The sequence below is a fragment of the Anaeroplasma bactoclasticum genome (assembly GCF_003550015.1).
In the GTDB taxonomy this organism is placed as follows: Bacteria; Bacillota_I; Bacilli_A; order Acholeplasmatales; family Anaeroplasmataceae; genus Anaeroplasma; species Anaeroplasma bactoclasticum.
Map to the genome: position 1 here is coordinate 80,603 of NZ_QXEV01000002.1, position 21,580 is coordinate 102,182.

Genomic DNA, 21,580 nt, shown 5'->3' on the forward strand with positions numbered 1-21,580 from the left:
ATTTAATTTGTTATCGATAATAATAAGACCTCCTTTATGAAAATAGTACATTGGAATATATACACGATGATTCATGTACATATTCCAATGTAGGGACCATTGGCCCCTACATCTTCATATTGTCTTATTCTCCAACAAAAACGTAATCGAAGGAATCGTTATAAATATAACAATTTGCATCTGTTGGAATGGTCAAATCAGCTGTTTGAGAAGAACCACTATTGCTGAAGATAATCTTTGTATATCCCTCAGTATTCTTGTAAGAATAAATCTTATGGCCATTGTAAGTTAATCCAGTATCTGTCATAGCAATGCCTGGCCAAGCATGATTTTGATTTCCCTCTCCACCTTCACCTTTCCATGCATATGCTGTTACATTTGCCCAATCCGAAGTATTAACGAAATAGATAGTAGTAGAATCAACCTCTATTGTATATGTTTCGCCACAAGTTGAGCAAGTAGCAGAAAGGTTAGATTTTGATACAATTACATTACCTTCATGAGTATGACCTGTTGCAGGAATTACTGTATCAGATAATGAAATCTCAACAGTACAATATGAATCAGAATAATACTTACCATTCTTGATGTAATATAGAATATTTCCATTAGCTGTACAGCTTGGTTCAACTCTTGGAACAGTTGTAATAGAATTATCTACCATTGGTAATGTTTCATTCTTTGTATTTGTATACGTATTACCATTAAATGTAACAGTAGCTGTGTATACTCTTGTACCTGTTGTAGTAGTAGTTGGTTCTACAGTGATTTCACTTGTGATTGTTGCATCCTTTGTAATTGTCTTACCACAATTAGCACAAGTTAGCTTTAATGTTGCAGCAGAATATCCATTCCAAGTCCATACTGGGTTTGTATATTTGTGATCGCATGCATCAGCTTCTTCAACACGGATTCCAGCATAGGATGATGCATTATATACATAAGAATAATCTGTGTAGATAGTTAAATCATCTGTTTTACCAGAACCATTATTGAAGATAATAGAAGTATATCCATTAGGATTTACCTTGAATAAGCCTGTTGTAGAATCTTCAGTAATAGTTACTCCTGGCCATTTAGCATTATGTGTTGCTTCATCTATCCACATATATGCATTAACTGTAGACCAAGATCCTGTATTATCAAAATATACATATCCATCATATGGAATTACCTGATATGTTGTATCAGCTTCAGTTAATGGAATTAATACAGTTTGATTTACTCCATTACCAAAGGCAACATAATGATATGTTTCTAGGTATTCTACAAAATAGCTAGATGATGAAGAATCATATTCCATGGAAGCTAATGTAGGAGTACCATTTGTTGTTTGATATAGATATGCATTTAAGCTAGACCAGCTCTCTGGCTTTACAAAATGAACGGTATAAGTCTTTGGAGCAGCTACCTTAGTATAAGTAAAGCTTTGAGTTACTGGATTACCATTCTTATCGATTGCAGTAATCGTAACAGTCTTAGTTTGGCCTACTTCCATATCGTAACCGAAGGATAATGTAGCACCAGAAGTTACAGAATAGTTATGTCCATCAATGGTTAAAGTTGCAGAAGTAGCATTTCTAATAATGTAAGTTGCATCCATTGTTGCAGTATAGAATGTTGTAGGTGCATTAGAAGAGATGGAGCATGCGCCCTGAGTTGAACCTGTATTGTTGTATACAACTGCAATTTCAGAATCTCCAACTGTACCACTTAATGTACCATTAGATACTGTGAATGTATTGCCAGTTACATAATCCTTATATGTACCATTTGCCATATGTGGAACAGAAACAGAACAATTACCTGCACCACCTACGATTACAACACCATTTTGAGTTGGATTTGTATTTACAAATCTTTCACATACATCATAGCCGTTAGAGCTATAGCAAGATTCATCTGCATCTAATTTAGCATAGAAGTTATGGAATTTGTTAACAGCTCCAACGCAGTCATAGGACCAACCATTTAAGCATGCAACACTTCCAAGCTTAGATTTTTCATAATCCTCAAATCTTGCACAATATAAAGTACAGAAATCCTTTCTAGCACCTAAAAGTGCATAGGATCTATTAATAATTTGTACGCTCTTATTATGAGTATCCTGTGTACCCATGTAGTTATCATGAGATTCAGCCCATGTAACCATATTTTCTTTATAATCGATGTAATTATTTCCATCAGCACCATTGAAAGAACCAAAACCAGTTCCTCCGCTTTCAACGATACCATGACCTAAGCCTGAATCTGTAATAGCTACACCATGTTTTGTATACCAGCCTAAGCTTCTATCGGTACCAGGTCTATTTAAGATTTCGCCATATGCATAGATATCTTTACCTAGTGCATTACCTGCAGCAAAGGCTCTTCCCATTACATTTGGCCAGAAATCAGATGCAAAGGATGGATCATCATCTGGAGTTTCAATGTGCTTAGCAGCATCAAATCTAAATCCATCAACACCATAGCTAATTAATTCTTCTAGATAATCAGCAACAGCATCCTGTACAACTGGATCTGATGTATCCAAATCCATCATACCAATATTACCCTGTGTAACATTGCCTGGTTGGTCATTATCTTGAACTGCATATGGATGGAATTTTAATGTATTTTTGTAGTAATATGTGTTAATTGCAGGAGTAGTAGAAGCATTAGCTGTACCTGGATCAACTGGTGTACCAGAGCCATATGCCCAAACCTGACCTGTGTATGGAACATAACCTGCCTCACCAGGTTTTGCATTTCTATCTGCAGGAGCACTCATACCTGCAATTTCCCATTCATAATAATATGCGCGCTCGCATAATGAATCTGCAACCCACTGGTTACCTAAGTGGTTTGCAACAACGTCAACTAAAACCTTAACGCCGTAAGAATGTGCCATTTGACACATTGCCTGGAATTCCTCAGGTGTACCTAGTGCATTATCACCAGTATCATCGATTGTGAATGCAGCTGGCTGATAATATGCCCACCAAGAGCCCTTAGCTGTTTGACCAACTGTAGCTTCCTTACATACCTGTACAGGTGATGTTTGGATAGCTGTAAAGCCTTGGTTTGCAATATCAGGTAAGAAATTCATAATTTCATTATAGCTCCAGCAGAAGCACTGCAATATTTGTCCATCCTGTACGCTATCTGCGAAGCATTCTGAAGTAGTAACAAATTCACCAGAACCAGAAGATTTTAAAGCATATGCTTCTGGAATCTTGTAATTCACTGTATTGGTTTCCTCGTGTGTTCCATTAGAATAATGATATTCAAATGAAGCACTAAGATTCCATCCTGGATAGGATTGTGCAACTTCTGTGATTGTAAATACAGAATAATATGTATTGTCAATCTTTGCCTTTCCATTTGTACCAGTTACAGTATCGTAAACTGAAAATAATTCTTTTTCAGTTGTTAATGTAGTCTCGCCCGCTTTACTAAGAGATAATTGCATATCGATCTTAGTAATATCATTTAAAGTAACGCCATTAGATAATTCTAATGTACTAATATATCTTATTTTATCGTTTGTTGTATTTTCCTGTTGTTCTAGTAATACATCTACATTATTTGCAGTAGTAGTTGCTGCATTTACAGAAGTAGTACTAAAGCTAACTAAAATAAGACCTGCCGAAATAATAAATAACTTTTTCTTCCTATTCATTCCTGAATTCCCCTTGTTTTATTTCTCTCTTTTTCTCTTATGGAATATAAATGAATTGGGTAGCTAAGTAATTTGTGTCATATGCATTGAAGTAGCAATTAACTCCTGCTAGAACAGTTATATCATCAGTTTTTTGAGTTGCGTTTGTACCTGAGTCAAATATTACACCTGTATAATCGGTTAAAGAACCACTAGCAAATGTATATGAATATACTGTATATGTTACTCCATTATATGTTACTGTACCACCCTTAGTCATTTGGTTTCCTGGCCATGTAGTATTACTAGTTCCACCCCAATAATGGATGTTTACTATAGTATTCCAGTCATCACCCCAAGTTGAATTTACTAAATAGTAAACAGTAGAAGTATTTACTGTATATTCAATTTCTTCATGACAAACAGAGCATGTAACTCCATCAGCTGCACTATATACACCTGATGCAACTGTATGATCAGTCTTAGCTAGAGTTAATGCCTCTAGTGTTGTTTCATGGTAGCTTGCATCAAAATATGTGTCACAACCAGCACAATAGTAGTATTCTAAATTACCTGTAGCCTGGCAAGTTGCTGCCTTTGCATCTGTATGAGCATAGGTATGAGTATGAGAACCATCATCTACCTTAGTGTCAGTATATGTATGACCGCCCTTAGTAACTGTAGCAGTATAAGTAGTTACGTTACCTACTGTTTCACTTGTAATAGTAGCAGTAACTTGATCCTTATGAGATGCATCATTTTTGCAAGTAAATGAAGCTGTTGCCTGGCTGAAGCCAACCCAGCTCCATTCTGGTGCACTTGCATAATCGTAATTATGACCTAATGCAGGAATTGTTTCTGTATATGTATTTCCACAATTAGAACATGTATAAGTCTTTACTCCTGCATTCTCACATGTAGGAGCAGTAGTAACAACACCTGCATCATAGGAATGAGATGCACAAGAATTCTTTACGATATTATAGTAAATTGTTGCAGCTGTTCCATTGTAATCATATTTAGAAATATATGCATTGAATGGTAAATCAGCTGTTTGGGCAGAACCATTATTGAAAATGATATGGTCATAAGCTGAGCTATATGTTACAGCATATAATCCAGTAGAATCTTTTGAAATAGCAGTTCCAGGCCATGCAGCAGCTTCTGTTGATGCACTATCATTCCAAATGTATGCTTTAACTGTAGACCAACCAACAGAATTAATGAAATGGCTAGTTGAAACTGTATCAGCATAATAAGAAGCATTTGTATGGTCTAATTCTAAATCCTCACTCTGGTATGTACCATCACTAAAGATTATATATTCATAATCATCAAATGAAGTGAATGTAGCAGAATAAGTATCGCCTTCAGAACTCATTAGAACTCCAGGCCATGCAGCATTCTTATCAACATCACCATACATATATGCATAAATAGTATTGGCCCAGCCTTCAGGCTTAGTTAATGTTACTGTATAAATTGTAGGTGCAGGAATTCTTCTATAAACAAACTGCTTTGTTGTTTCTACATTGTTACTATCCTTTGCCTTAATAGTTACAGTAAGTTTATCCGAAACATCCATGTAGTTACCGAATGTTAATGTAGCACCAGAAGTGATGTTATAAGTTTCACCATCAACAGTTAATGTTGCAGAAACTGCATTTTTAATTGTATATGTAGCAGTTTCAGTTGCAGTATAGAATAAGTCTTCAATATCATCTTCAATAGATACTGTACCTGTTCCGGATTCTGAATATAATACAGCAATGCAAGAAGAATCCATAGTACCAGATACCTTACCATTTGCAACAGTAAATGTATTTCCAGATACTAAGTCTGTATATGTACCATTTTTCATCTTATCAGGTACTTCTACATTAGATACGGAAGTTCCAGTACCAGCATTAACTAATACCATACCAGATTCTGCACTATTGTATCTAACTACCATAGCAAAATTAGAACTATTAGAAAGGTATTCAGCTTCAGTACCCCAGTAATTTCTAAACTTATTTACAGCAGCTACTTCCTTAAGCTTATAAGCATCAGAACCCTTTGCGCCTAACTTTGTTTGGCAGCTTGTCCAAGCAGAAGTGCCGGTTGTATCTGTAGGTCTTGCTAAATATAATGCTTTAGCTCCATTTCTAGAGCCCATAATTGCATATGTCTTGTTGATATTATAAATAGATGTATCAGGTGATTCATGCTCATCGTTTGCATATGTATCATGAGATTCAGCCCAAACGATACAATGCTCACCGCTTGAATAGCCAGTTGGGTTATAAGAAGAAGATGCAGCAGCAGTACCTGAATTGAAGTTTTTTCTTAATTCATTACCACACTTATTAGCGATAACATCCATGTATGGTAAATACCAATCATAGCTTCTACCACTACCACAGCCATTTAAGATTTCGCCATAGCAGTATAATTCTTGACCCTTATTTTTTGCATAAGTTTTTGCTTGACCAACTACATTTGGCATAAAGCTAGATGAACCGCATGGCTCACTAGGATTATCTGTTTCAATGTGCTTGATTGCATCAAATCTAAAGCCATCAACACCAAGGTCAATGTATTCTTTTAATAAAGATAATACTCTACCTTGAACAACCTCGCTATGAGTATTTAAATCAGGTAAACCGATATTACCATTAGTTGTATGTGAACTATCTGTAGCAGAACTTCCTGTTTCTGAATGTAATAATGCTCCACCGGATAGTGTACCATTAGTACCATAAATTGCTGGTTCATATCCTGCAACACCACTTGATAGGGAAGTTGCATCACCTGCTAAATGGTTTGCTACAACATCGACAATTACTTTAATTCCTTTGTTGTGAGCAGCAGTAACTAATTTTGCTAAATTAGTCTTAGTACCGATTGCATTTTGACAAGTATCAGGAGCAATACAGAAGCCTAGTGGTTGATATAATTTCCACCAACCTGCCTTAGCTGTATCTCCACCACTCCAATAATCCTTTTGAGGCTGCATTGGAGATGTTTGAACGGTAGTATATCCAGCATTCTTAATGTTATCAAGATTTTCCTTGATTACATCCATATGCCAGTTCCATGCATGGAAAATATTACCATTTGTAATTGAATCAGCTGTGAAACAATCAGCAATAGAGGAGGATTCCTCAAATGATCCACTACCTGATGTATAAGTGTATTTTGCTGGAATATCATAGTAAACAGTATTTGTTGTTTCTACTGTTGAATCTGCGTAGACATACTCAAATGTTGTTCCTAATGTCCAACCCTTAAAATCTTGTAAATCTGTTAATGTATGAACAGCATAATAAGTATTTGATGACTTATTCTTGCCGTTTGTTCCTAAAACTTCATCATATACAGAAGTAGTAGTTAAACTAGCATTCTTTGTGGCCTCCCCAGCCTTAGATAATGTGAAGTTTAAATTAATCTTCGTAATGGAATTTAAATCCGTTACTGGAGTCATTGTACTGATAAAACGAATTTTGTCTCCCCCAGTATTCTCTTGTTGCTCAAGAGATACATCAATTTGATCTGCATATGTAGCAGCTGCGTTTACAGCAACACAGCTTATCCCAGCTACAGCAAATGCAGTTGAGAATAAGATAAGAGATTTTACGTTTTTCATAATAAACCTCTTACTTACCACCGAATAAATCTGATAGTGAACTAGATCCTCCACCATTTGTAGAGCCGTTGTTGGATACTGCAATAATATCCTCTAAATTTACCTTAATGTCTTTAATTTCTGGTCTTTCGTAATTTTTCATGTTTTGTTCTCCTTTTTGTCTTTTCTTCCCAAAAAAATTTTAGGTATGTAATTCTCCCCAGTCATCTCCATCATCCCATGAGCCATCATTAGCAACACCTGATGTAGATGTTTCTACTCCCGTAGTAGTCTCTGTTGTTGTTTCCAAGGTACTAGTTGTAGTCTCAATTGGACCTGTTGTGGTTTCCAAAGTGCTAGTTTTAGTTTCATCGGAAGTAGTGGTTGGTACTTCTGTAGTAGTTTCTATAGAAGTGGTGGTCGATCCGTCTCCCTTAGTCGTTTTGGTTTTGTCTGATGTATTGCTGTTACAAGAGACTAAAGCTAATAAACCAATCAGACATGGAAATAAAATAAATTTTATTTTCATACAAAAAAACTCCTTTGGTTAATTGTACCATATAACAACAGTGAAATGAATATGAAAGGAGCGTGTAAAAAAATGAAAATATCTTGCAATTTTGTGAAAAAATAATGAAAAAGACTTACCTAAAGGTAAGCCTTTGTAAAATTATATTTTATTCTGGAATGTATAGATATCCGCCAACTTGATTTTTATCATCTCTCCATTCGAAATAGAATGCATTATAGTTTTCGTAATCGGATAATTTGATATTTACTGTTTGTTTTTTCTTCCAATCGTCGGATTCACCATTATTAATGATAATCCATTCTGCGTTTTCAGGAATAGTCACTTTATAAACCTCTTCTCCTTGGTCGTTTGTGTGGTCATATGTCATTTCTTGTCCTGGCCAATTACCTGTTAAGTTAATATCCTCTGTGCCATTATTATACCAAATATGAGCATGAAGATTTGTCCAATCAGTCCAGTTCCTTGTCACATATAGTACAGTCGTATCAAAGCTTACACTGTAGCCACAGTCAGAACAGGAAATTGTTCTCGTTGTTCCTGATGTAGAACCAGATAGATTATGTGGTGTTTCATCAAAATCATCACCACAAATTGTACAATGACTCCAATGTCTATTATCGTTATGTTGAGTTACAATATTATGCTCTGTAGTTGGATGTGCATATGCATTTCCATCCTGCTGAATATAATAATTGTCGCTTGAGGAAACTGGCATATCGCCTGATTTATGGGTGTCAGAACCATCACTGAATACTACTGTAGTGAAGCCTGCATCTGGCATATAGTCGAAATAATAAATACTATTGTCAGCATCATATAGATGCATTTGTTCACCAGGGAAGTTTGCATTTTGAACATTTGTGCCAAACATATAGTAGTACAAGTTTGTTCCCCAATCATCGTATTTTTGAACAAAATACTGTCTCTTTCCACCAATTAACCAAGCAGAAGCAGTTGCATCCTCGCTAGAACCATCTGCATAGTTATAAGTGAAAGTAGGAGTGATTCTCCAACCAGCTTTAGAATCGATATTTGTAATAGTTGCTACTGCATAATATGTACCATCAACTTTTGCTTTTCCATTTTCACCAGAAATGGATTCATAAACAGTGGTAGTTGTTTGAGGAATTGAATCTTTATCTTGTTCCCCATTTTTAGTTAGTTTAAAGTTCATTTCAATACTTGTGATATCATCTAGAGATTTACCATTAAGTTCCATTGTACTTATGAAACGCATAGAAGTACCAGCTGCATTCATCTGATATTCAAGTTTTGTGTTAATAGTATCTGCGTCGCTTGGACCAGCTGCATTTACTGTAGCTGCGAAAGTAAATGGTAATGCAAGCGCACTTACGCCTAAAATAGCTGTTTTAATCATTTTATTCATGTCAATAATCCTCCCTAGCTCCATAGATCGTCAGCACTGATTACAAGTCCATCAGTACCTGCTCCACCATTAGATACAGCGATAACATCGACAAGCTCTAATTCGTCTTCTTTAATCATCGGTTTTTCGTATTTTTTCATACTCTCCACCCTTTCTGTTATGTAGTTTAAAAAATACTCTATGATATTTAATTGTAACATAGTTATATTTTGAAAGGAATATGTAAATGACTGAAAAGTAACAGAAAACAATGTTTTTGTATGAAAAAAAGAGATTGGAATGACTCCAATCCCTTATTTTTAGTTTTTAAGCTGTATAGTTAGAAGTTGCTCCTGAGTAGTTATAACAATTTGTTGTAATTGTAATATCAGATGTCTGAGAAGAACCACCATTAGAGAAAATTACCTTTTCCCAGTTAGTAAGAATGCCTGTTGATTCAAGCTTCCATACATAATAACCATTAACCTTTTGGCTAGTCTTTGTCATCTTAACACCTGGCCAGCTAGATAACTGATTACCAGAACCGCCATTGCCCTTCCAAGCATATACATAAACCTTTGACCAACCCTTATTGTTAATGAAGTAAATTACATTATTATTTACTGTATTATTTGTAGTTGTTGGAGTGTATGTAGAAGCTGTACCAGAACCATTGTAGCAGTTTGTTGTGATTGTAATATCTGAAGTCTTAGAAGAACCACCATTAGTGAAGATTACCTTTTCCCAATTAGTTAAGAAGTTAGTAGATGTATACTTCCATACATAATAACCATTAACTTTTTCGCTAGTCTTAGTCATCTTAACACCTGGCCAGTTAGAATTTTGGTTACCAGAACCACCATTGCCCTTCCAAGCGTATACATAAACTGTAGACCAACCTTTATTATTAATGAAGTAAATTGTGTTCTTATCTGTAGTCTGTGTACCAGTACCAGTGCCTGTGCCTGTACCAGAACCAGAAGTGGATGGAGTATAAATAGAAGCTGTACCAGCTGCATTGAAGCAGTTACCAGTGATTGCTAAATCACTAGTCTGAGAATAACCACCATTAGAGAAAATTACCTTTTCCCAATTTGTTAAGAAATTAGTAGATTCAAGCTTCCATACATAATAACCATTAACTTTTTCACTAGTCTTAGTCATCTTAACACCAGGCCAGTTAGAGTTTTGGTTACCAGAACCGCCATTGCCCTTCCAAGCGTATACATATACATTAGACCAGTTACCTGTATTAACGAAATAGATTACATTCTTATTAACATTAGATGGTAATGTAGAACCTGTACCAGTGCCAGTACCAGTACCTGTACCAGAGCCAGAAGTAGAGCCTTCCTTATAAAGAACTGCGATACCACTTTGGTTATCCATTGTACCAGAAACCTTACCATTAGATACTGTGAAGGAATTACCAGTTACATAATCCTTATATGTACCATTCTTCATAACGGAAGGTACTGTTACATTGCTTACAGAATAGTTAGAACCAGAGCTTACTAATACCATACCAGATTCATTACTATTGTATCTAACAACCTGAGAATAACCACCATTGTTAGCTACATATTCAGAGGCTGTGCCCCAGTAATTTCTGAACTTATTAACGCCTTCAACCTGTCTCCAAGTGTAAGCAGTAGAACCCTTTGCACCAAGCTTAGTTGTACAAGAATTCCAATTTCCATCTGTAGGTCTTGCGAAATATAAGCACTCTGCGCCATTTCTAGAACCCATAATTGCATAAGTCTTATTGATATTATAAATAGATGTACCAGTTGATTCCTGATCATCATTTGCATATGTATCATGAGATTCAGCCCATACAACTACCTTATCACCAGATAGGTTAGTTGTGTAATATGCAGATTGTGCAGCTGCATAATTAGCGTTAAAGCTATTTCTTAAATCGTTACCTGTCTTGTTATCGATAACGTCCATATACTTTGTATACCAAGAATAAGATCTATTATTACCACAAGAATATAAGATTTCACCATAGTAATAAGGCTTTGCCTTACCCTTAGACTGTGCATAAGAAGTAGTACCATTGATTACTGTTGGCCAGAATGCAGATGCACCATAAGGCTCACTTGAATTATCTGTTTCAATGTGCTTAGCAGCATCAAATCTAAATCCATCAACACCACAGTCGATATATTTTTTACATAGAGATAATACTCTCTTTTGTACATAAGAATCATGTGTATTCAAATCTGGTAAACCGATATTACCATTTGTTGTACACCAAGAATCACTTGCGCCATTATATGTTTCGGAATGAAGCTTAGCTCCACCAGAAATATAACCATTAGAACCATAAATTGTAGGTTCATATTCTTTAACGCCCTGATCGAAATGATCATAAGAACCAGCTAAGTGGTTAGCAACAACGTCCACAATTACCTTTAAGCCCTTATTATGAGCTGCATTAACCATAGATTGTAATTCAGATTTTGTACCAAGTGCATTATTCTTTGTTGCAATACTAAATCCAAGTGGCTGATATAATTTCCACCATGCTTCCTTAGAAGTGTTTCCTGCCCAATAATCCTTTTGTGGCTGCATTGGGGAAGTCTGAATAGTTGTAAATCCAGCTGCCTTAATAGAATCTAGGTTAGCCTTAATAGTTGACATTGACCAGTCCCATGCATGGAAAATATTACCATTGTCAATAGAATTTGCTAAAGTAGCATTTGGTAATGTTGTAGTTGCATTTAATTGAGTATCGATGTTTTCAACATCCTCACTTTTTGCAGTGGAGCAAGAAGTGGCGGAAATTGCAGTTAAAGCTAAAACGGCTGCAATTGAAATTCCTTTAAAAAGCTTTTTCATAATTTGTTTTGTCTCCTCTTTATTCTTTTCTAAAACTTATTAATACTTTTTTTACTACTCAATATTTAGTTGTCTCCTTGTTTTTGCTAAAAAATAACCTTCAAAAGCGCTTACTTGTTAATTTTCACCTCTAGTCATTATTATTTTTATTTAATAGGATAAGAATATCCTTTAAGAACAATGTTCGCTTCTGTTATACAAATGTACGTATAATGTTTTACTTACTTGCATTATAGCATCGTTATATTTATAAAAAAAGAAAAAGTTTGCCCTTTACAGCAAACTTTAAAATCTCGAAACAGTTTCAAAAATTGACTACCTATTTAGTAGCTTTTAATATTAAACTTTTTAAATCATTTTCCGAAAAAATATACTTCTTGTTACAAAAATTACAATTAATCTCTGCTTTATGATCCTCATTTAGGATAGAAATAAGCTCTTCCTTACCTAAAGATAAAAGGCCACGCTCAAATCTTTCTTTAGAACAAGTGCACTCATATTTTAACTCTTTTGTTTCTAGTAATTGATAATCACCATCAGTGATTTCTTTGATGATATCCTCTGCAGAATATCCCTCATCAATCATAGTAGAACAACTCTTTAGAGTTGAAAGCTTAGCTTCAAGCTTCTCTAAATACTCTTCCTTACAGCCAGGCATAACCTGAATTAAAAAGCCACCAGCAGCTTTTACCTTAGATTCTTTATCAAATAAAACACCAAGTCCAACAGAGGATGGAATTTGCTCACTTTTAGCAAAATAATAAGTGAAGTCTTCTGCAATCTCTCCAGAAATGATTTCAGATGAAGAACTAAATGGAGCTCTCATGTGTAAATCCTTGATAACCTCAATCTGACCAGCACCTACTGCTTTAGCTACAGCCTGTTTGCCATCGTTATATCTTAAATCTACACCAGGGTTTTCACAAAAACCTCTAACCTTACCATCATTTGCACCAACGATAATTTTACCGATTGGTCCATCTCCTAAAATTTTGATAGTTAAATAATCATCATTTTTATATGTACATGACATAATTGCAGCCATAGTTAATGTTCTTCCAAGTGCGCTACAGCTTGTTGGCCATAGATTGAAAATCTCTTCCGCATGCTTGACAATATCTGTAGTGATAGCTGCATAGATTCTTACTGTTTGATTCATACAGTAAGCTTTCTGTAAATAATTATCCATTTTTATCACCGCAAGTATTGTATCACAAAGGGGATATGAAATCTATAAAAAAATAAAATCAGTTTAAAATTTGATTATTTATCATTATTTATACATATAATTCGAAAATGTTGTAGAAAAAACGTTAAACAAACAACCCTTGAAAACGTTTTTTAATCCATTTTTATAAGAATAGTTATTGACAAGTATGATTATGGTTTTATAATTAAAGTATCTATTTTGGGCCGGTTCCTTAATAGATACCCCTAGCAAAGATAGTTTAATAAAATAAACTTGAGTATAATTATGGGACTAAGTCTTAGATTCATAATTATTAGTCCCGAAATAAAAAGTGGGACTAATATAGTCCTTTTTTTATTACTCAAGGTAATCTTTGATTGATAAAAAGAGGAGTAAGCTTTGATAGCATTATAGAGAGTCTTGGAGGGTGGAAGCAAGACATGCGAATATTGCTGAACGCGTTTTTTAGAGAAGATAGTTTCCCGCTTTAAGGGATTTGAGGTGGCTAATTATTATTAGCAATTAGAGTGGTACCGCGCTTATATGCGTCTCTTTCATTTGAAAGAGACTTTTTTTTATGCTAAAATATTTTTTAAGGAGGAATTTGAAAATGAAAAATGGTATTAAGAAGGTAGTTTTAGCGTATTCTGGAGGTTTGGATACTTCCATTATTATTCCTTGGTTAAAGGAAAATTATGATAACTGCGAGGTTATTTGTGTTTCTGGTAATGTAGGACAAAAATCAGAGCTTGATGGCTTAGAGGAAAAGGCACTTAAAACAGGTGCATCTAAGCTATATATTGAGGATTTAAATAAGGAATTCGTAGAAGACTTTATTTATCCTACAATGAAGGCAGGAGCTAAATATGAAAAATATTTATTAGGTACATCATTTGCTCGTCCTATTATCGCAAAAAGAATTGCAGAAATCGCACTTGCTGAAGGTGCAGATGCAATTTGTCATGGCTGTACAGGTAAGGGTAATGACCAGGTAAGATTTGAGCTTACAATTAAGGCATTCGCTCCAAACATGAAGATTATTGCTCCATGGAGAGAGTGGAATATAAAGTCAAGAGATGAGGAAATTGATTATGCAGAGGCTCATAATATTCCTCTTAAGATTTCAAGAGAGACAAATTATTCTAAGGATAAGAATTTATGGCATTTATCTCATGAGGGATTAGATTTAGAGGACCCTGCAAATGAACCACAATATAATAAACCAGGCTTCCTAGAGCTTGGTGTATCACCTGAACAGGCACCAGATAAGCCCGAATATGTAACTATTCATTTTGAAAAGGGTATTCCAACAATGGTGAATGGTGAAAAGCTTGATTCTGTAGATCTTATTTGGAAATTAAATGAGATTGGTGGAAGAAATGGTGTTGGTATTATTGATATCGTTGAAAATAGATTAGTTGGTATGAAGAGCCGTGGTGTATATGAAACTCCAGGTGGAACTATTTTATATGAAGCACATGAATTACTTGAATCTATTACATTAGATAAGGAAACTTCTCATTTCAAAAAGACTGTTGCAGATAAGTTTGCAGACTTAGTTTATAACGGATTATGGTATACACCACTTAGAGAAGCTATTAGTGCTTTTGTAGATAAGACACAAGAGGTTGTAACTGGTGATGTAAAGGTTAAGCTATATAAGGGTAATATTATTCCTGCATCTATTACATCTCCATATTCATTACATAATATGGATATTGCATCCTTCGATGATGATGGAGGAGCATATAACCAAGCAGATTCTGCTGGATTCATTAACCTATTTGGCTTACCTGTTCGTGTACAGGCTATGGTTAATGAAAAGAATAAGAAATAATTAGTGAGGTGATTCCTATGGCCAAAATGTGGGCTGGTAGATTCCAAAAGGAAGAAAGTAAAGATGTAAATGATTTTAATTCCTCTATATCCTTTGATGGAGTAATGTTTAAGGATGATATTGTAGGGTCTATGGCTCACGCAAGAATGCTTGGGCATAAAGGAATTATTTCTAAAGAGGATTCTAGTCTTATTATTAAAACATTAGGAGAAATCTTAGCGGATATTGAAGAAGGCAATTTATTACTTGATCCTGAGGCTGAAGATATCCATATGTTTGTTGAGGCAGAATTAACTAAAAGAATTGGTGAAGTAGGTAAAAGATTACATACTGCAAGAAGTAGAAATGATCAGGTTGCATTAGATGTAAGATTATATTTAAGAGGATTGGTAGATTCTATTTTAGAAAAGCTTAATGCCTTATTAAATACAATCATTGATTTAGCAGAAAAGAATAAAGAAACAGTAATGCCAGGCTATACACACTTACAAAGGGCACAGCCAATTACATTTGCCAATCACTTACTTGCTTATGCATTTATGATTAAAAGAGATATATCTAGATTTATAGATGCGAAAGATAGAATGAATTATTCTCCACTTGGCTCTTGTGCCCTAGCCGGTACAACTTATCCAATTGATAGAGAAATGGTAAGTGAGGAATTAGGATTCAAAGGAATTGTAATGAATTCCTTAGATGGTGTATCGGATAGAGATTTTACTGTTGAGCTTGCAAGCGCATCATCTATAGCTATGATGCATTTATCAAGATTTTCTGAAGAAATTATTCTTTGGTGTAGCTGGGAATTTAAATTCATTGATTTAGATGATGCTTATTCTACAGGCTCATCCATTATGCCACAAAAGAAGAATCCTGATATTGCAGAGCTTGTAAGAGGTAAAACTGGTAGAGTTTATGGTGATTTAATTACCCTACTTACTATGCTAAAGGGTATTCCTCTTGCATATAATAAGGATATGCAAGAAGATAAAGAAGCAATATTTGATGCATTAAATACCCTAGATCAGTGCTTAAAAATCTTTAAGCCAATGCTTGAAACTATTAAAGTAAATAAAGAAAATATGAGAAATGCTGCAGCTAAGGGCTTTATTAATGCTACCGATTTAGCAGATTATTTAGTTAAAAAGGGTATGGCATTTAGAAGTGCTTATAAGATTTCTGGATCCTTAGTTGCTTATTGTATTGATAATGGTATTATTTTAGAGGAAGTACCTTTAGAGGTATTTAAGACATATTCATCTTTATTTGATAATGATGTATATGAAGACATTAATATTGAAAAATGTACGTTCAAAAGAACAAGCCAGGGTGCATCTGCAGTAGAATCTGTAGATGCCCAAATAAAGGCTTTAAGGAGCTAATATGAAGTATAAGGTTTTTATTGATGGTAAGGAAGGAACAACAGGCTTAAGAATTTATGATAGGCTTGCAAATAGAAGTGATATTGAGCTTATGCTTATTCCTGAGGAATTAAGGAAGGATCCTAAAGAAAGAGCAAAATATATTAATAGCTCAGATATTACATTCCTATGCTTACCAGATCAAGCAGCAATAGAGGCAGTATCCTTAGTTACTAATGATAATGTTAGAATTATTGATGCATCTACTGCTCATAGAACTGATCCCAATTGGGCTTATGGATTTCCTGAATTAGGTCAAGATTTTTTAGAGAAAATTAAAAAATCAAATAGAGTAGCTGTACCTGGCTGTTATGCATCTGGGTTTATGTCTATTGTATATCCTTTAGTAAAGCTTGGTATTGCAGGAGTTGATTATCCATTTAGTGCAAATGCTATTTCAGGTTATTCTGGAGCTGGTAAAAAGGCTATAGCTATATATGAGGATGAAAATAGAGATAAGAAGTATGATGCTCCAAGATTATATGCTATGAGTCAATCTCATAAACATTTAAAGGAAATGCAGGCTATTCCTGGACTTTCCCAAAAGCCTTTATTTAATCCATATGTTTGTCCATTTTTAGAGGGTATGCTTGTAACAGTACCTTTATATCTAGATGGACTTGAAGGTGAATATAGCCCTAAGGCTATTCATGATTTATTAGAAAATTATTATTCTAATCAAGATTTTGTTAGAGTCATGCCTTTTGATGAAAAGGGTACAGAGGATGGATTTTTATCTGCAAATCATTTAGAGGGCAAGGACTATTTAGAAATATATGTATCTGGTAATGAAGAAAGAATTAGTATTACTGCATGCTTAGATAACCTTGGAAAGGGTGCATCTGGAGCTGCACTAGAATGTATGAATATTATGTTAGGACTTGATTCAAAGACAAGCCTTAATATGTAGGAGGTTCTTATGAAAGAGATTATTGGTGGTGTTTGTGCACCGAAGGGTTTTTATGCAAATGGTATCCATGCTGGAATTCGTCAGAATAAATCGAAAATTGATTTATCCTTAATTGTATCTACTGTAAAGGCTACTGCCGCAGCAGTATATACTACGAATCTAGTAAAGGGAGCACCTATTTATGTTACACGGGCAAATTTAAATAATGGTATTGCTCAGGCAATGCTATGTAATAGTGGTAATGCAAATACTTGTAATGCAGATGGTATTGAAATTGCAACAGAGACCTGTGAGATTTTAGCAAAAGAATTAAAAATTCAACCAGAGGATGTCATTGTTGCATCTACAGGTGTTATAGGACTTCCACTTTCTATTGAACCTTTTAAAACAGGTATTCCTGAAATAGTAAAGGGTTTAGGAAATGATTTAAATCATGCAGATCTAGCATGTCAAGGAATTATGACTACCGATACAAAGAAAAAGGAAATTGCTATTGAGTTTATGCTTGGTAATAAGGTATGTCATATGGGAGCTATAACAAAGGGATCTGGTATGATTCATCCACAAATGGCTACTATGCTATGCTTTATTACAACCGATGTTGCAATTTCTGCAAATCTATTACAGGATGCCCTAAAAGAATCTGTTTCTGATTCATTTAATATGCTATCTGTAGATGGAGATACCTCAACAAATGATATGGTATCTATTATGGCAAATGGACTTGCTGAAAATGAAAAGATTACAGAAAAGAATTATTATTATGCAGAATTTGTAGATGCATTAAAATATGTAACTATTTATTTAGCTAAGGCGATGGCTAAGGATGGTGAAGGAGCATCGAAATTAATTGTTGCGCATGTAGCACATGCTAAAACAATTGAAGATGCAAAAATTGTAGCAAAGAGTGTTATTTGCTCAAGTCTACTTAAGGCTGCTATGTTTGGTAGTGATGCAAACTGGGGAAGAGTTTTATGTGCAATTGGCTATTCTAAAGCAAATGTTGACGTATTAAAGGTTGATGTTGCATTTAAGAGTAATGCTGGTTTAGTTCCTGTATGCAAGGATGGTGCAGGAATTCCATTTAGTGAAGAAATTGCAAAGAAAGTATTAAGTGAAGATGAAATCACTATTGAAATTGATTTAAATGATGGGGAAGGAGAGTCATCTGCCTTTGGCTGTGATCTAACATATGATTATGTTAAGATTAATGGTGACTATAGAAGCTAATGGTTAATCTAGAAGAAAGAGCTAAAATATTAAGTGAAGCATTACCTTATATTTTGAAATATAAGGATAAGATTATGGTAATTAAGTATGGTGGAAATGCCATGGTCGATGAGAACTTAAAAAGATTAGTTATGGAGGATGTTGTAATGCTATCCTCCTTAGGAATGAAGGTTGTACTTGTTCATGGTGGTGGACCTGAAATTTCTGCAATGCTTAAGAAGATTAATAAGCAAAGTGAATTTGTAAATGGATTAAGAGTAACGGATGGAGAAACTATGGATGTTGTTACTCAGGTACTTGCAGGTAAGCTTAATAAATCCTTAGTAAATCAGCTTAATTTAGCTGGTGGTAAGGCAATTGGTTTATCTGGTGTAGATGCAGGAATGATTGAAGCATTACCCAAGGACCCTAAGCTTGGGTATGTAGGTACAATTACAGAAATTAATACAGAGGTTATTTTAGATGCATTAACATTAGGCTATATCCCTGTAATTTCTACCATTGGCTTTGACCAAAATGGTAATTTATATAATATTAATGCAGACACTGCAGCAGCAAGAATTGCTGGTGCATTAGATGCAGAAAAATTTATCGCTATGACAGATATTAAGGGTGTATTAAAGGATAAGGATGATCCTACAACTTTAATGCAAACTATTAACGTTTCTGAAATCAAGCAGCTTGCAAAGCAAGGAATTATTGATGGTGGTATGCTACCTAAGGTTGCTTGCTGTGAAGAGGCTATTCGTCGTGGTGTAAACAATGTTGTAATTATTGATGGACGTGTTCCACATTCTATTCTAATTGAAGTATTGACAGATGAGGGTGTAGGTACACAGTTTAAATAGGAGGATCATCTATGGAAGAGATGAAGGAATTTGAAAAGAATTTAATAGCATTAGATAATGAAAATATCTTAAATACATATAAGAGATTTAATGTTGTTCTAAAGGAAGGTCATGGTGCTACTTTAAAGGATTATACGGGTAAAGAATATATTGATTTTTCATCCGGTATTGGCACAAACTCCTTTGGAGCATGTGATAAGGAATGGGTAGATGCAGTAACAAAGCAGGCATCTACGCTACAGCATTCTTCGAATTTATACTATACAGCTCCACAGGTTTTAGTTGCTAAAATGCTATGTGATAAAACAAATATGAAAAAGGTATTCTTTGGTAATAGTGGTGCTGAGGCAAATGAATGTGCTATTAAAGCTGCAAGAAAATATTCATATGATAAATATGGTGCAGGAAGAAGTGAAATTATCACTTTACAAAATTCCTTCCATGGAAGAACAATTGCCACCTTATCCGCAACAGGTCAGGATGTATTCCACCAATGGTTTTTCCCATTTGTTGGAGACTTTAAATATTGTCCTGCTTCAGATATTGATGCATTAAAGGGTTTAATCAGTGAGAAAACATGCGCCATTATGATTGAAACTGTTCAAGGGGAAGGTGGAGTTGTTGCTCTTGATCCTGCTTTTATTAAATATATAGACGAAGTATGTAAAGAAAAGGATATCTTATTTATCGTTGATGAGGTTCAAACAGGTAATGGTAGAACCGGTTACCTATATTCATATATGGAATATGGAGTTACACCAAATATTGTAACTACAGCTAAGGGACTTGCTGGTGGATTACCATTTGCTGCAATCCTATTTGATGAAAAGACAGAAAATGTGCTTACCTATGGACAGCATGGTACTACCTTTGGCGGTAACCCAGTATGTGCTGCTGCTGCATTATCTATCTTATCAAGAATTAATGATAAGTTATTGAAACATGTTAAGGAATGCCGTAAAATAATTGAAGATAGACTATCCGATATTAAAGAGGTAAAATCCATATCTGGTAAGGGCTTAATGGTTGGTATTGAACTTGAAGATGGCTTAAAGGCAGTAGATATTGCTGCTAAGTGTATGGAAAATGGATTAATTCCATTAACAGCGAAAACAAAGATTCGTCTATTACCACCACTAAATATTACATTTGAAGAATTGAATAAGGGCTTAGATATACTTATTCAAGTTTTGAAGGAGGCATAAATGAAACATTTATTAACACTAGAACAATTATCTAAAGAAGAATTGTTAGATATTTTAAACTTAGCTGATCAGCTAAAATTCCAAAAGAAAAATGGTATCCCTCATGAATTATTAAAGGGAAAAACATTAGGTATGATTTTCCAAAAATCCTCAACTCGTACAAGAGTATCCTTTGAGGTTGGTATGCATGAACTTGGTGGTCAAGCATTATTCCTATCCTCAAGAGATTTACAAATTGGTCGTGGTGAGCCTATTCAGGATACTGCAAGAGTATTATCTAGATATCTAGATGGTATAATGATTCGTACATTTGAACAAAAGGAAGTAGAGGATTTAGCAAAATATGGTTCTATTCCTGTTGTAAATGCTCTAACAGATTATTGCCATCCTTGCCAGGTTTTAGCGGATTTAATGACTATTCGTGAATTTAAGGGTGCATTTGAAGGATTAAAATGCTGCTATATTGGAGATGGTAACAATATGGCAAATTCCATTATTGTTGGTGTATTACGTTTAGGTATGAAGATGAGCATTGCTTGTCCAAAAAGATATGAACCAGATGCACATATTCTAGAATTTGCTAAAGAATTCCCGGGTATGTTTGAAATGACAGAAGACCCACTAGTTGCTGCAAAGGATGCCGATGTATTATTTACTGATGTTTGGGCATCTATGGGACAAGAATCAGAAAAAGCAGAGCGTGAAAAGATTTTTAAGGGTATTTACCAAATTAATGATTCTGTAATGGCAGTTGCCAAGCCAGACGCAATGGTACAGCATTGTCTTCCAGCACATAGAGAAGAAGAAATTACAAATAAGGTATTTGAAGAGCATGCGGATGAAATATTTGAAGAAGCAGAAAATAGATTACATGCTCAAAAGGCCGTATTAGTTAAATTAATGGCATAATATATAACCTTCATCTTACGATGGAGGTTTTCTTTTTTA

The 21,580-nt window shown here is 34.7% G+C and carries 14 protein-coding genes; 7 read left to right on the forward strand and 7 right to left on the reverse strand.

Annotation, left to right across the window (positions count from 1 at the left end):
* Window positions 1–124: 124 nt before the first annotated feature.
* The 7 genes from EI71_RS01285 to hslO form a co-directional block, all read right to left on the reverse strand.
* Window positions 125–3,661, reverse strand: coding sequence for a starch-binding protein (locus EI71_RS01285; RefSeq protein WP_119015436.1), 3,537 nt, complete (start codon window positions 3,659–3,661; stop codon window positions 125–127).
* 37 nt (window positions 3,662–3,698) lie between these two features.
* Window positions 3,699–7,268 (reverse strand): starch-binding protein, encoded by a 3,570-nt coding sequence (locus EI71_RS01290; RefSeq protein ID WP_162849654.1) that lies wholly within the window; start codon window positions 7,266–7,268, stop codon window positions 3,699–3,701.
* A gap of 10 nt (window positions 7,269–7,278) precedes the next feature.
* Window positions 7,279–7,410 carry a hypothetical protein gene (locus EI71_RS10465; protein ID WP_281268641.1) on the reverse strand — a complete coding sequence of 44 codons (132 nt, stop codon included), beginning with the start codon at window positions 7,408–7,410 and terminating at the stop codon, window positions 7,279–7,281.
* Window positions 7,411–7,449: 39 nt separating this feature from the next.
* Window positions 7,450–7,599 carry a hypothetical protein gene (locus tag EI71_RS10315; RefSeq protein WP_211320992.1) on the reverse strand — a complete coding sequence of 50 codons (150 nt, stop codon included), beginning with the start codon at window positions 7,597–7,599 and terminating at the stop codon, window positions 7,450–7,452.
* Window positions 7,600–7,924: 325 nt separating this feature from the next.
* Entirely contained in the window at window positions 7,925–9,166 is a 1,242-nt protein-coding gene (locus tag EI71_RS01300; protein WP_162849655.1) for a starch-binding protein, read from the reverse strand.
* Window positions 9,167–9,472: 306 nt separating this feature from the next.
* Window positions 9,473–11,992, reverse strand: coding sequence for a starch-binding protein (locus EI71_RS01305; protein ID WP_119015440.1), 2,520 nt, complete (start codon window positions 11,990–11,992; stop codon window positions 9,473–9,475).
* Between the two features lie 319 nt (window positions 11,993–12,311).
* A complete protein-coding gene (gene hslO / locus EI71_RS01310) occupies window positions 12,312–13,181 on the reverse strand; it encodes an Hsp33 family molecular chaperone HslO (protein WP_119015441.1) in 870 nt (289 codons plus the stop codon).
* A 610-nt stretch (window positions 13,182–13,791) separates the two neighbouring features.
* Here hslO and EI71_RS01315 point away from each other — a divergent pair.
* From EI71_RS01315 to argF, 7 genes are read left to right on the forward strand one after another with little or no spacing between them, the layout of a single operon-like run.
* The gene (locus tag EI71_RS01315) at window positions 13,792–15,018 is read left to right on the forward strand and encodes an argininosuccinate synthase (RefSeq protein ID WP_119015442.1); all 1,227 of its coding nucleotides are present in this window, start codon (window positions 13,792–13,794) and stop codon (window positions 15,016–15,018) included.
* A 17-nt stretch (window positions 15,019–15,035) separates the two neighbouring features.
* On the forward strand, window positions 15,036–16,400 hold the full coding sequence (argH, locus tag EI71_RS01320) for an argininosuccinate lyase (RefSeq protein ID WP_119015443.1): 1,365 nt from the start codon (window positions 15,036–15,038) through the stop codon (window positions 16,398–16,400).
* A 1-nt stretch (window position 16,401) separates the two neighbouring features.
* The gene (gene argC / locus EI71_RS01325; protein WP_119015444.1) at window positions 16,402–17,349 is read left to right on the forward strand and encodes an N-acetyl-gamma-glutamyl-phosphate reductase; all 948 of its coding nucleotides are present in this window, start codon (window positions 16,402–16,404) and stop codon (window positions 17,347–17,349) included.
* A gap of 9 nt (window positions 17,350–17,358) precedes the next feature.
* Window positions 17,359–18,579 carry a bifunctional ornithine acetyltransferase/N-acetylglutamate synthase gene (argJ, locus tag EI71_RS01330; protein ID WP_119015445.1) on the forward strand — a complete coding sequence of 407 codons (1,221 nt, stop codon included), beginning with the start codon at window positions 17,359–17,361 and terminating at the stop codon, window positions 18,577–18,579.
* On the forward strand, window positions 18,579–19,427 hold the full coding sequence (gene argB, locus EI71_RS01335) for an acetylglutamate kinase (protein ID WP_119015446.1): 849 nt from the start codon (window positions 18,579–18,581) through the stop codon (window positions 19,425–19,427). Before argJ ends, argB begins: the two co-directional genes overlap by 1 nt.
* A gap of 11 nt (window positions 19,428–19,438) precedes the next feature.
* Complete coding sequence (locus EI71_RS01340) at window positions 19,439–20,632, forward strand: acetylornithine/succinylornithine family transaminase (RefSeq protein WP_119015447.1); 1,194 nt, start codon at window positions 19,439–19,441, stop codon at window positions 20,630–20,632.
* Window positions 20,633–21,541 carry an ornithine carbamoyltransferase gene (gene argF / locus EI71_RS01345; protein WP_119015448.1) on the forward strand — a complete coding sequence of 303 codons (909 nt, stop codon included), beginning with the start codon at window positions 20,633–20,635 and terminating at the stop codon, window positions 21,539–21,541. It begins immediately after the preceding gene.
* The last annotated feature ends 39 nt before the right edge of the window (window positions 21,542–21,580 follow it).